This window comes from Methanosarcinales archaeon, assembly GCA_014859725.1.
Classification (GTDB): domain Archaea; phylum Halobacteriota; class Methanosarcinia; order Methanosarcinales; family Methanocomedenaceae; genus Kmv04.
Genome location: JACUTQ010000045.1, coordinates 1 through 14,285, shown reverse-complemented (window position 1 = coordinate 14,285; position 14,285 = coordinate 1). Strand labels below are relative to the sequence as shown.

Sequence of the window (14,285 nt, the reverse complement as noted above, 5' to 3'; positions counted from 1 at the left end):
TCTGAAATGAATATTAAGCGATAAAAAGGTGTGGATTCGGCCTCCTGCAAAATACAAGGATATGAAATATATTATCAGCTTAGAATCAGATTACCAAAATTGTGGGTAAAATTGTATATCAAGTAAAAAAATAAAAACTTTTTAGAAACGATTTTACATAATATTATTTCAATCCGACCATATATGGGCATGTTTAAATATTATATCGCGCATTATCTTATCATTATCGTTGACCATTTTCAAAAATTTAGCCAATCTATATAAATAGTCTGATAACTAATAATTTCAAAGGAGGAGATGGATGCCAGAAAGTGACGGGATGAAAATCCTTATCGAAAATAAATGGAATATTATTGCTCTATTTATCTTTCTGATAATATTGACTGTTTTTACTTTTATTATCCTCCCTCTCATGGACGGTATCATCCTGGGATTGGTCTTTGCATATATTGCACGTCCCTTAAAAAGAGAGATCGAGAAAAAGGGGGTGAGCAATTATTTATCATCGATCATAGCTACTTTTACCATAATCACTCCACTTATCATGATTCTTGGCTTAGGACTGGTGGAGATTGTAAACCAGTTGATATTATTAGCACAAAACCAGTGGTATTTCAATTCATTAATAATTTATATTAATGAACTGGACGTTCCAAAGCCGATATACGATCAAATACAAAATATTTTATTCAATCTTTCTTCAATTTTTCTCCCCCAGTTGGCAAAGATCCCCCAATTTGGAATTAGTGTTGCATTGTTCTTGTTGAATGTGATTATTTCTATCTTTGTTTGTTTTTTCCTATTATTAGATGGTTTCAGGTTCATTGATGCTTTGATGGATATCATCCCAAAAGACAAATTACCTATAGCCCAGTCATTTAAGAAACATCTTGATCATATTCTGGCAGGTATTTTCCTTGGGAATATTTACGCTGCCATGATAACAGGAATTTTATCAATAGCAGTTTTTTATTATTTCAATGTTCCCCACATACCTGCGATGTCAGCACTTATGCTGTTAGCAGGTCTGATACCGATATTTGCAGGCTGGATGGTATTGGGGCCTATGGCTGTATTCAGGTATTTTGAATTTGGATTTGAGAATGCTGCGGTGTTCCTGATCGTTTCCAGCATTATTTTATATGCACCAAACGAATTGTTCTTAAAACCATATATTATAGGAAGGACGTCAAGTATTCATCCACTGCTGGTTATGATCGCTTTTATTGGCGGTGGTCTCGTGGGAGGCATTGGTGGGTTTTTTATGGCACCGATATTCCTTGGGTTGCTCATCGCTGCCTATAGAGCTTATATGGAATTTAAAGGAACGAATGGTGAAATATTTAAGCATGAAGATATCTAATAAAATAAGAACAAGGTAATGATATTATGAGAGGGATTAAGAATATTATATTGAGATTTTTGTTTATTTCATTGATCATGGTTATGCTGGGGACAGCTCAGGCTGTAGTACCTGATTTTACATCTACATCGCCGAATCAATCTACATCTTCTACTTTCAGTGAAAGCCAGACCTTTAATGCTTCCACTAATATAATTGTGAATTTTACATGGTATGTAGACAGGATTCTAATGCCCAAAACTGATAACAATACTACTTATTCAGATTATTCAAATAATACAACACCTGTTGGGGCATATAATGTAACAGTTATTGCAGCGAATGGCAGTGATACAAAATCTTATAAATGGGACTGGACAGTAACTGCGAAACCTGGGCCAAATTTATCCAATCCTGTTCCTGCTCAGACATTCTCTTCTGAAATCGGTAAAACACAAATATTTAGTATAAATGTAGATCAGGCAATTAATGTAACATGGTTTATAAATGGGACTGTTGAAGAGCCCGTAGCTTCAAAGAATGCGGGTAAGTTACAATATACTAACAATTCACCGGTTATAGGAAATAATTATAATGTCATCGTATTTGTTGAAAATTCATATGGAAATGATAGTTATAAATGGACGTGGTCAGTAGTTCCAACACCCATCATTTTTACTAAATTTGTACCTTCTAAAGAACCATATCCTTCGAATCTAATTGGAGAATCTAGAACATTTTCAGTTGATTTGAATCAAGCATGTAAAGTTGTATGGTCAATAAATGATGATAATAACGTGCAAATGAATGGCACGAATAGCACACCAGTAACATCTGCATCATTCACAACATCGAAAAGTTCAACCGGAACATTTACTGTAAAAGCAACTGCCACCAATACTACATCCAAGGCCACTAATACAACCTCATGGACATGGACGGTAAATCCTGCAGAATTTTATTCAGGCAACCGTATCTGGGATGAAAAACAAAATTTATCCCGGGAATATACATGGGATGCATGGTCCTTTGGTGGTTTCTACTATGACCTGGATAGCGACGAAGGGGGAGAAACCCTTACCATAACCGATATTGACTGGTCATTGGGCAAGAATGATGTTGTTTATACAGCTAAACCAATACCTGTCAAATTTGAAAGAAGCACATTCGGGGAATATTATGTTATCGGATTCATGGCAGAAAGATACTTTGCCGGGTATAAATCAGGGAGTATCGGGGATTCAAATGATAACCTCATGGATGAAGATAAACTTAGCAAAGTATTGGTCGATGATGATAAAAGCCAGATGTTAAGAGCCGGAAATGTTCTTACTCTTGAAGAAGGTTATGAGTTCCGGATCCTGGAATTGGATGTTCAGGGAAACCAGGCCCTGGTTGGATTGTTTAAAGACGACTCTAAGGTTGAGGAGGATATTTTAGAAGGCGGAGATACGCTTGTCTATAAAGTGGACGACATACCGATAATTGGCATTCATATTAATTCGGTTTTTGCCGGGATGGAAACCAGTTCTATAAGAATCGACGGCATATTCCAGATATCAGATGAATTTACCAGCGTTAATAATGGTGAAAAATTCGGTTTGATGACAATTGATTCTGTTGATTCAAATGAGATAGTTATGAAAAACGAGAATTCCATATCCCTTAGTAAACACAAAGGCGAGTCTTTTAATCTAATGGGAAAGATCAATATTGAAGTCGGCGATGATAAGCCTCTGCGATTTGCACCTGTAGTTGATACATCCGAACCAGGAACATACGAACTCAGGGGTACTGTGACTGAAAAAGAGGATCCGGAATGGACTCCTTTGAACTTTGAAGGTTTACTGTATGATATGGATACTGGTTTTGGTAAAGAGTCCCTGAGTATTGAACGAGAGGATACAGATGACACGAGTATCGATTCAGGAGACCTGAAATATACCACAAAACCAATATCTGTCAATTTTGAACATAAAGAAGATGGCTGGGAGTCCTATCAGGCCATAGGTTTCATGGGAGAGAAATATTTTGCAGGTTACACCCGTTCCTCTACATTTATCTCCAGTGACAGGAGTTTAATTGGTGAAGAGAGGCTGGGCAAGATCCTCATCGACGAGGATAAAAAATACACACTCCGTCTCGGGAACCCTCTGACACTTCAGGAAGGGTACAGTCTGAGGATCGAGGATATAAGTCGTGATGGCGATCTGGTAATGATCGGTGTGTATCAAGATGGTGATGCAATAACCACAGATATTCTCGGGACTGATGAAACATTTGTGTATGATGTGGAAGTAGGTGGTACAGATATTCCTATCATTATTGCACATATCAAAAATGTATTTACCGGTTTTGAAACAAGTTCGGTTTTTATTGACGGACTATTCCAGATATCTGAAGACTTTATTTCAGTAAAAAATGGTGATTCCTATGGAAAAATGGAAGTTATCGATGTTAATGATGATGAGATCACGTTGGAGAACGATGCTAAATTTTCATTAAGTAAGGGTGAAACCATAGACATAATGGGCGATGTCAAGATCAAAGTAGCAGATAACAGCTCGACAGTCAGGTTCTACCCCTTCCTGGAAGTTATTGTTGAAGAGCCGGAATACATGGAACTTGAAATACCTGATAGTGTGTTCCAGAATGAAGAGATAACCATGACTGTTACATCTGATGGCGATGAGATCGAAGATGTTACAATAACATTTGGTGATATTGAAATAGGTTCTACCGATTCCAATGGTGAATTGACCTATACCCCAACAGAAACTGGCACAATCACAGTCAATGCTTCAAAATCAGGTTATGAAAGTGTAAGTGAGGTGATCGAAGTCCTTCACCAGCCTAAAACCATCGAGATCAGTGCTCCTCTTGTGATTGATAAAGGTGAAGAGATCTCCATTTCAATAACATCCGAAGGTGTCGGGATCGGGGGTGCTTCGGTCAAATTCGGAAATATAGACCTGGGTACAACACCCTCTAACGGTAATATTACATATATTCCTGAAGAACCCGGCACCTTTACAATATCAGTTTCAAAATCAGGTTATCAGGACGCTTCCCAGGATATTGATGTAACTGACCCGGCAGCAAAATTGGTTTTTACCAATTTGACAATCGAACCAAGACTTGTCCAGCCTGGCCAGATGGTAAATATTACAGCTGAAGCTGCAAATTTCGGAACCATACGGGATTCAGACACGGCAATTCTGAAAATCAACAATGAAGTAATAGAAACGCAAGAATTGCTGTTAGACCGGGGTGAAACTGTCAAACTTTCATACTCTGTCAATAGATCAAAGCCAGGAACATATCGTGTCGAGCTTAATGATCGTACAGGAACTTTCAAAGTAGCAGGCGAAGGTTCCATAACCGGTTTAGTATTTGGTATAATTGCATTATTTGCTGCCATAGCTATAATATACAGTATTTATACTGGTACATTGACTACGGAAGTTATAGCTGCAAAAGTAGAAGCAATAAAGATCCAGTTAAAACAGCTATTTGAAAGATAGAAATATATTGGAAAAAGGAAGAACACTATTCTTCCTTTTCTTCCACACCCATAACGGTAAATAGCTTTTTTACCACAGCTTCTTCAGCTAATTTCATTAAGGTCTGTTTATCCCTGGTTCCGCTAAATACCCCCAGAGGTATCTGGCCACCAGCAGCTGTTGTATGTCCCCCACCATACTCCTCTCCAAATGCTTCACGCATGACCTCCCCAATATTTACTCTGACATCCTTACTTCTGCCAGATATATGAATGGTGTCTTCTGAGAGTCCGAATATAATGGTTGTGGTAATACCTTCCAGGTTCAATAAATAATCTGCTGCCTGGGGTAGTGCATCCCTATCCCGGACAAGGCCTACATTAGAGATGAGATAGCTACCGATTACCTGCCTGTTCTTGATCGCATGCCCCATCACATCAAGGGTCTCTGTAGACATGGATGGTGTCTCGATCTGGCTTAGGATATTATGGTTTACCATAGGATACAAGAACGCTGCAGCAGCTATATCTTCCTGTGTGGTATTTTTCTTGAATTCATCAGTGTCAACCCTGATACCGTATAATAATGCAGTGGCCAGCTCACTACTTATCTCAAGATTCAATTCTTTTAAATAGATCGTCATTATCGTGGCACTGGCCCCGATATTGGGTTGGATATCAATATAATCGGCTTTTACTTCTGAGACATTTACCGGGTGGTGGTCGATCACAATATCTATTTTTGTACCTGGATGCAGTAGATTATTAACTCCGGGTATTGCACATTCAAAAAGGGCAATCTTTGAAAACCTTGAAAGATTGTATTGGTCCATTCGTTCCATATCAATACCCAGAAGATTGACAAATGCTTTATTTTCCTGATGTCCGATCCTTCCGTGATATAATATTTCTGATTTAACGCCAACACTTTTAGCTATCTCTTTTAATGCCATAGCTCCTGAGATTGCATCCGGGTCAGGATTATTGTGTAATACAATGGCTAATTCTTTATCGCCCAATTCCCTGATAACTTTTTGGAGCTGTTTTGTCTTTTTCAGAGTCGCGGCCCTTTCCACAGACTGGACCATGAAATGAGCTGTTGCCTTGTTAAGCAATATTGCAGAGTCGATCCCAGCTGCTTCAAGACGCTCTTTATTTGCCTGATCAATAGCTCGTGCAACTGTATACACATCAGGTTTGAGTTTCTTAAGATTAGTCAAGGCCTGGAAATTTGCTTCACCATCAGAACTTAAAATGAATGCCACTTCAAGATTGGGGATGTCAAGCATTTTTATAGTCTGAGGTTGGCTGATATCGCCGATTTCCACATCAAAACCCTGCTCTTTCAATGTTTCTGCTTTGCTGGTATCTTTTTCAATAAAAATAAGGCCAACATTACGCTCTTCTAATTCTTTGGCAACTGAATTTCCCATACCCCCACTACCCAGGATCGCATAAATGGCCTTGGTTTTTGTGTCTGGTTTGGTCTCTGGGATGATATCTTCATCCAATGCTATTTCATTTATTTCTTTGGCTATGGAAAGACCTCCAATAATCTTAGTTAGTTAGTTTATATGTTCTTAAAGATTTACTTAATTGTTTTGTTGTATAATCCCTAAAAGATTTCACATAGCAAACTTTTATCCTGAATCAAAAGGGTATAAACAAATATTACTATGAAGGATACGTTAATAGAATCTGCAAAAAAAGAAAATATAACTTCGACCATTTCAAAAGTTAGTGAGATCGAAGGAATCGAGCCTCATAAGCTTGCTAATCTAATCGCAAAAGGCAGGGTTGTAATACCAAAAAATGTATTAAGAGAACATATATCCCCAAAAGCAGTAGGAGAATGTGTTTCCACTAAGGTAAACGCCAATATCGGCACTTCCCGGGAACATGGAAATGTTGAAGAAGAGTTGTTAAAAGCTAAGACTTCTGTCCTCAACGGGGCCGACACTGTAATGGACCTATCAACCGGAAAAGACATAAACAGCGTCAGAAGGCAAATATTAAAAGAGATCGATGTTCCTATAGGTACAGTTCCCATTTACCAGGCAGCCAGTGAACATTCTTCTGTACTTGACATGACAAAAGATGACATGTTCAATGCAGTCCGACTGCATGTCAAGGATGGTGTGGATTTTGTTACTATTCATACCGGTGTTACATTAAGAGCGATTGACCTGTTACGATCGGATGGGAGAATACTTGATATTGTCAGCAGGGGCGGGTCGTTCCTGGCTGCATGGATGATACATCATGGCAGTGAGAATCCTTTTTATTCAGAATTTGATTACTTGTTGGAGATTGTCAAAGAATATGATATAACATTGAGTCTGGGAGATGGGATGCGACCGGGCTGTATTGCAGATGCATCAGATAGATCAATGTTCGAAGAAGTAATCACCCTCGGTGAACTGGTTAAAAGAGCAAGAAATGCAGGCGTCCAGAGTATGGTAGAGGGACCAGGCCATGTACCTCTGAATGAGATCGAACCTGCAGTTAGAACCATCAAGAACATTTGTGATGGTGCACCATTGTATTTACTGGGTCCATTGATCACAGACATTGCTCCGGGTTATGACCATATCACTGCAGCCATAGGGGGAGCAGTTGCAGGTCTTGCAGGGGCTGATTTTTTATGTATGACCACTCCCTCGGAACATCTTGCATTACCAAATGTGGAAGACATCAGGGAGGGTACTGTGGTGACAAAAATTGCAGCCCATGCTGTTGATTTGATTAAATTAGGTCAACGCCGGAAAGCCAGGGAACTTGACCATGAGATGGCTATTGCACGATCAAATCTTGATTGGGAGAAACAATTTAAGATGGCTATTGATCCCCGGAAAGCTATTCAGATACATTCCAGGTGTAAAGACCTGGACACCTGTAGCATGTGTGGAGAATTATGTTCCATTAAGATAATGAAAGATGCTTTTAATAAAAAATGACACCAGTCAGGCAGAATTTAACTGCCTGACTTCTTTTTATATTTCAGAATACCAAAAACCAGAATGATTGCAAACCCGATCACAATAATTATTCCAGCATATTTCATTAAATTTTCTGATGCTGATCCGGCTGGTAACGTCTCAATTGATATCTTGATATTATCAGTAATTTGTTCATGTCCATCAATATCTTCGTACTTGATTTCGCTATTTATGCCATACATTTTGGATGTGGCCGTACTATCAACTTTCAATTTAAATATTGCTGTAGAACTCTCTCCAGGTTCCAATAAACCAATAAATGCCTGATCGTCCGTTGTACTAAATGGGTCAGATACACTTATCCTGACTGTTGCATCCTTTACAGGAAGTTCTCCAATATTCTTATAAGTAACATATAGAAGACCTTCTTTTCCGGCTTTCAAATTACCTGTTACGTTTATGATGCTAAAATCTGCTTGTGGTTTAATAACTATTGGTAAAGTGAGATTCTGGCTCCTGATCTCATACCACAATCCAACTTCAAGATCAGTTAAACCAATATCTGTGGTATTCCTGCCATCGATCTGGACATTTTCCTGGTAACCATATATCAAATTTAACAAAAGTGGATATGTGCCTGCCCGGGCATTTTTCGCAATTTCGATAGTAAACTTTACAGGTTCTTCCGTTTGCTGGCCAGACACTAATGTACCTGCTTCCTGGGGTCCGGATTTTACTTTTATTGCAGGGTTTAAGGAGACAAGAGTGGAGACTATACCAATTGCTGTGGTTTTTTGTCCTTCATATCTCATTTCCGTTTCCTGAAGTGATTGCTCAAATTCATCATTTGCTTCTTGTTCTGATCTGAATCCGGTAATTAAACCTTTGTTATTGAGGTTAATATTAATAGTAACAGTAGTGCCTCGGGAAAACTCAGCACCGCCAAGTATTGATGCACTTACATCCGGACTGCCATAAACTGTATAGTAATTCTTACTAATATCAAAATATTCAGGAAAAGCTGCCTGAGCATTCGTAAGTAACAATAATGGCACCAGGACCATTAAGGTAATTATTCTGGTAAAATTAATTTTTTTATCCATATTTCTTCCTCTAAATTAGTCTCATCAGTCATATTTTTTTAAATTGCGTAAAGTATTAACAATCAGATAGATCACTAAAATGATCACCCCTGCCATAGCCAGCATGAAAGCACTAAGCTTTTTTTCCGCTTCTTCCAGAGGTATACTCACCATCAGGTTATCTGAAATTTCAATCTCATCATCATCATTAAGATATTTTATCTCACTATCCAGACCGTATGTCTTTGTTACTGCACCTGAATCTGCAAATATTTCAAAAGATAAGGTTTTGCTCTCACCAGGTTTAATTGTCCCAAGCCTGACTATAGGTTGTTTAACTGTTAACGGCTGCATGGCTACAATCCGGGCAATGGCATCATAAGCGATTTTTTCACCTGTATTTTTATATATCACTTCAATTGTCTGGCTTTTTCCTTGTACAAGATTCCCTGAAACATTTGCGATCTCAAACCTTGGTGATTCCTGGATAAAAATAGGAATTACCAGAGTCTTGTTGGCAGTAGTATAATGTACAGTATGGTCAAGAGTAGTGATACCCAACCTTACCACATCGTTTGTAGTCATTAGCACCTGGTTTTGATACTCATAAGAAACAGGGAGTTGGAGATAATACATGCCAGATGGAGCATTATTTGATATAGTCATAGTAAATATCAACGGATCTTCGGGCAATTCTCCTGGAATAAGGGATTCAATAGTCTGAACATTTGTGTCGGGTTCAATATCAATAAACGGTGAATTTGATGTCAATTGGGCTTCCAGTCCAAGGGCAGTTGTACGCATTGATTCATATTCCAGTTCTTTTAATGACGCCAAATGTTTGAGTTCATCAGTCCCAACACTGGTACGGTATTTAAAACCAGTTAGTGCGCCTTTATTTACGAGAATGATCTTTAACCGGACTGTCTCACCGCGCTCAAATTCCGGATCCCCAATAACTGATGCAAACAGGTTTGGTTCTCCAAAACCATCATAGTAGTTGGTTGTAAAAGCATAGTTCGGATTAAGTAATTCAGCATTTGCTGAAACATTCGACATGTTCAGAATAATTGCACTAAACAGAATAAATGCAACTATTAATTTAAAAAATATTTTTTTATTGTCCAGGCTTGAATCGAGTCTGATCATTGAACATTCACTTCCATAAATTTCGCATTTTTGTGGCTTTCAAGATTAAAGGTTTTTTTATTCTCACGCCTTTTATCAAGCAGTACCAAGACTATGGGGAAAACAACGAAGGTGGCAAACAGTGCCAGCGCAACATCAATGACAGTTACAATACCGAAATTTCGATTCATAGAAAATGGTGAAGCCATCAAAGCTGAAAACCCGAAAATTGTAGTAAGACCAGATGCAATTATTGCCTTTCCTATCTTCGAACTTGCTTCACGCATTGCATCTACAGGATGGGCACCTTTCTCTTTTTCTTCAAAATAACGCTCCATCATCAATACCGCATATTCTGACCCGACTCCCAGGATTAATGCGCCCAGAGTTGCAGTCATAGGAGTATATTCCAATCCGGAAAAGTACATAATTCCTCCTGACCAGCCGATTACCATGAACATGGTAATAACAGGAGTAAGAGCTTTGACATAATCCCGGTAAATAACTAACAGCCCTCCAAATACCATCACAAGCCCCAGGAGAGTCATTGCAATCCTACCTGTTGTTAATGCGCTGATTACTGTTGAAAAGGCTACAGAATGCCCTGTAATTGTAACTTCAGTGCCTGGAGGAGGGGGCATCCATGCAATATCATCCTGAATAATGCCGTTTAATTCCTGTACTCCTACGAGACCAATATCGTTAATGGCATTTCCGATTTCAAGATTAAGCAGCATTGTATTTTTTCCATGGATGAACCTGTCTTTTTGCATTTCTGGTATCTGCTGGTATAATCGTTCTACATCATCATTGTTGTCGGGAATGTTTCCCCCGTTAATCGATTTTAATATCGGTACTATGCTGGATGCACTATAGATGCGTCCTCTTCTCTCGACTTCATGGGCACTGAATTCATCGATCCATTTAAGTATTTCCGGATTTGCTGAATCATCAACCTTTATAATAAGATTCAGTGTATCAGTTCCACCAATTATACTGCCTAAATGCATCAGATCGACCAGTGCCGGCATATCCTGTGGTACGAATGTTTGTACATCGGTCTGGATCGGCACAAAAGAATCCACATAAAATCCCGAGAGTGAGAAAAGCACGGCAATACTGAGTATAATTCCCGGGTGTTTAATTGTTAAAGTTGTAATTCTCTCCAAAAACAGTTCTATTGAATTTGAGCTATTATTGGAGTTCTTTACTGATTTTTTATTATCAGCAGATTTGTTCCCTTTATTATTTTTATTATTATTTTTCTTAACAAGTTTATCAAGACCATATATCACTGTTACTCCAACAAACAGGGAAGACAGGAAACACATTATTACTCCAATAAGCAGTAATTTTCCAAAATCCTGGATCATTGGGACTGAAGAAATAGATAGAGAAATGAAACCCAGCGATGTGATGGTAACAGCAACAAGAACTGCAGGACCCGTATGCTTAATTGTCTCAATAACAGCTTCTGCTTCATTCTCACCTTTTTCAAGCTCCTCCTCTATCCTGTTATGAAACTGAATTGCATAATCTATCCCCAATCCTATTAAGACGGGGAATGCAGACATGGAAACCATACTGAGTGGGATTTTCAAAAAACCCATGGCACCGAATGTATAAATGATCCCAAGCAGTACAATCGGTAAGGGCAGGATTTTCCATCTAACATGCCTGAACACCAGATAAAGGACTACAGCCATCAGCAGAACTGATATCATTAAAAGAGGTGCCATACTGGAATTCATTTCATCATTCATTGCGACCATAAATGCTGGATCACCTGTCACAATAACTGAATAACCAGGTGGAAAATCTGAAAGTTTAACTGAATTTTCAGTTTCACGGAGAATTTCTATCAGTTCTTGATCTGATAAATCTCCAGCCATCTCAATAAATAATAATGTGTGTGATTCATCTGGTATGAGCATTCCAAATTCAGACGTATTATTCGAAACTATTGATGTTATTTCATTTTTTGTGTCAGGAATTATCTGCCGTCCTGTCATTTGAAAGTTGATATTCTTGATTACAGACGCTGCACTGGTTGTTCCAATCACACCAGGTATGTTTAAGGTCTGCTGTTCCAGTAGATCAATTGATTTTATTACTTCAGGTTTTTTAATATCAGTTCCTTCTACCAGTACTGCAATTGATTGTGTGCTGAATATCCTTAGATATAAGTGGTCATAATCCTGATACAATTTTGAATTCTTTTCTACAAATGTTTCAGTACCAGATCCCATCTCGATCTGCTGAGCACCCTGAACTGATACGATAATGAGCAGAAATGCTAATAGGATAATAGGTAAAGGATTATTTTCGATAAAAAGTCCTATTTTCTTAAAGATATTTTTTATAAAGCATCAACCCAGGTTCTCAAGTGTGTAACTCTATAAGCATAAATGTATGTATAAACTTTCCAGTTTGAAATATTTTATATGCAAAATATTACAAATAGGAATCTTTATAAATTTGAAATTATATACATATTATCGTGAATAATATCAAAGTTACACAGAATAACATTACACGCATATTAGATGTATTTGATCAGATCAGTAAATTCTGTGCGACAGAGAAAGATCTGTCTTATGGTTTTAATCTGAGTAAACCTGAGATTCTTGCGCTGGAATCCATCTATCAAAAAAATGAATTAATTATGAGCCAGTTGGCAAAGAATCTGGATATCGGGTTTAGTACTGCTACCAAAATTATTGATAGATTGCTGGATAAAAATCTTGTAATAAGAGAAAGTGATCCTGGTGATAGACGTATTGTAAAAGTAGTATTAACAAAAAAAGGAAACCAATTCGTGATACTTCACCGAAATCATAAGAAAGAAATTTTCGAAAAAATATTAAGTATTCTTACCCTTGATGAACAGGAGAATTTTATTACTATCATGGAAAAAATCGCAAAGACAGGGGAAAGTGAATTGAAACTTTGATGAAGTTATTCAGACGCTACAAAGGATGAATGTTTTTGGAGCACAACACGGATTTTAATCCCTCACGGATTTCAACAGGTATGAACGCAACCTTGAATTGTCTGTCACCGAAGACCATTTTTCCAACAACCATCAGTCCTTTCTGCCTGAGCATGCCAATCGTGGATACGGGATTTTCCTCCTTCCAGAAGAAATCCATGTCATCATCGTAGTTTTTAAGCTTAGCATATTTCACAACGCCGCCCTGCTCAATACAAAGGGCTAGCGCTTCCTTAGACTTATCCTGTAATTTTAAGACGATCTGGAGGAGGTCATTTACAATTTTATCCTCAATCCTCAGGACTTTATCCTTTTTAAGCCCCCCTTTCAAGCCATAATGCATACACATCCAATCTATCCAATGAGCCGGATATTTATTAAGTATTGACTTTAGAGAAGAAACCCGGCGTAATGGAATGCTTTCAATTTTCTTAAGTTTGTCATTTTCAAAGGCACCGAGTAGAACCCTCGGATCCAGTATGAGTGGAGATGTAGACATTTGAAAGACACCCGCAAAACGGTAATGATCGCTGAATTGATGAATTCTGCCATTTATCTCAGAGTTGGGAAATATGGGATTTTCAGTAATTATTTTTACGTTATATACATTACCTTTTTTTCCATCTCTGATCTTTAGAAAAGAACCCTTTTTTGAAATAACTAGAAATTTTGAGCGGATAATATTTTTCATATTTAGAACATTCTCTTTCATTTCAGAACTCAATTCAGGTGTATTTTCCGCAAATTCCTCTGCTATGGTCAGGCCAGTTTGTGGAAGCACTTTTTCAAAAAAAAGCCATGCAAGAAAATTGTTAACCCAGGTTTCATCAGGCAGTTCCCAGTCTTTTTCGGGAAATTCATCAACATATCGCCGGAACTGTTCATATGCCTGGTTGCCATATTTTTCATTTGCATATTCATAAATTGCCTGGTTTACGTTCTCTTCATTGATCATATTTACCACAATGCCTGTAATTTATCAATCATCCCATCTTTGTTATTTCATCTGCGATCAATTCCGCCTGCTTAAGCACTGTTTCTGTAGCAAGTGCTTCCATATCAGGCGGATAACCATATTGTCTTAATGTCCGTTTTACAATTACTTTTAATTTAGCCCGGACACTTTCTTTTATAGTCCAGTCTATTGATGCATTTTGTTTGACTTTCTCAAATAATACAACAGCTAATTCCCGTAGCTCCTCTTTTTGCATCAATTCTCTTGCACTGTCATTATCAGCAATTGCAGTGTAAAAAGCATATTCAAATTCAGACAATCCCATATCCTGAGGCTCTTTGTCCA

General features: G+C 38.0%; 10 protein-coding genes. 4 read left to right on the top strand and 6 right to left on the bottom strand.

Annotated elements, in window-relative coordinates; translation table 11 throughout:
- The first annotated feature begins 301 nt into the window (after positions 1-301).
- Positions 302-1,363, top strand: coding sequence for an AI-2E family transporter (locus IBX40_05555; protein ID MBE0523785.1), 1,062 nt, complete (start codon positions 302-304; stop codon positions 1,361-1,363).
- A gap of 77 nt (positions 1,364-1,440) precedes the next feature.
- A complete protein-coding gene (locus IBX40_05550) occupies positions 1,441-4,866 on the top strand; it encodes an S-layer protein (GenBank protein MBE0523784.1) in 3,426 nt (1,141 codons plus the stop codon).
- Positions 4,867-4,891: 25 nt separating this feature from the next.
- Here IBX40_05550 and IBX40_05545 read toward each other — a convergent pair whose 3' ends face one another.
- On the bottom strand, positions 4,892-6,277 hold the full coding sequence (locus IBX40_05545) for an NAD-binding protein (protein ID MBE0523783.1): 1,386 nt from the start codon (positions 6,275-6,277) through the stop codon (positions 4,892-4,894).
- Positions 6,278-6,520: 243 nt separating this feature from the next.
- Between IBX40_05545 and thiC the strand changes: the two genes are divergently transcribed.
- Complete coding sequence (thiC, locus tag IBX40_05540; protein MBE0523782.1) at positions 6,521-7,801, top strand: phosphomethylpyrimidine synthase ThiC; 1,281 nt, start codon at positions 6,521-6,523, stop codon at positions 7,799-7,801.
- A 17-nt stretch (positions 7,802-7,818) separates the two neighbouring features.
- Here the strand turns inward: thiC and IBX40_05535 are convergent, their stop codons facing one another.
- The 3 genes from IBX40_05535 to IBX40_05525 are packed head-to-tail and all read right to left on the bottom strand — an operon-like array spanning position 7,819 to position 12,356.
- Positions 7,819-8,886, bottom strand: coding sequence for a hypothetical protein (locus tag IBX40_05535; protein MBE0523781.1), 1,068 nt, complete (start codon positions 8,884-8,886; stop codon positions 7,819-7,821).
- A 24-nt stretch (positions 8,887-8,910) separates the two neighbouring features.
- The gene (locus tag IBX40_05530; protein ID MBE0523780.1) at positions 8,911-10,014 is read right to left on the bottom strand and encodes a hypothetical protein; all 1,104 of its coding nucleotides are present in this window, start codon (positions 10,012-10,014) and stop codon (positions 8,911-8,913) included.
- Positions 10,011-12,356, bottom strand: coding sequence for an RND family transporter (locus tag IBX40_05525; protein MBE0523779.1), 2,346 nt, complete (start codon positions 12,354-12,356; stop codon positions 10,011-10,013). The genes IBX40_05530 and IBX40_05525 overlap by 4 nt, the downstream gene beginning before the upstream one ends.
- A 137-nt stretch (positions 12,357-12,493) precedes the next feature.
- On the opposite strand from IBX40_05525, the gene IBX40_05520 reads away from it, so the two are divergent.
- Complete coding sequence (locus tag IBX40_05520) at positions 12,494-12,946, top strand: MarR family transcriptional regulator (protein ID MBE0523778.1); 453 nt, start codon at positions 12,494-12,496, stop codon at positions 12,944-12,946.
- 16 nt (positions 12,947-12,962) lie between these two features.
- Here the strand turns inward: IBX40_05520 and IBX40_05515 are convergent, their stop codons facing one another.
- On the bottom strand, positions 12,963-13,940 hold the full coding sequence (locus IBX40_05515) for a hypothetical protein (GenBank protein ID MBE0523777.1): 978 nt from the start codon (positions 13,938-13,940) through the stop codon (positions 12,963-12,965).
- A gap of 28 nt (positions 13,941-13,968) precedes the next feature.
- The coding region (locus IBX40_05510) for a DUF3387 domain-containing protein (GenBank protein MBE0523776.1) at positions 13,969-14,285 on the bottom strand (317 nt) is incomplete at its 5' end.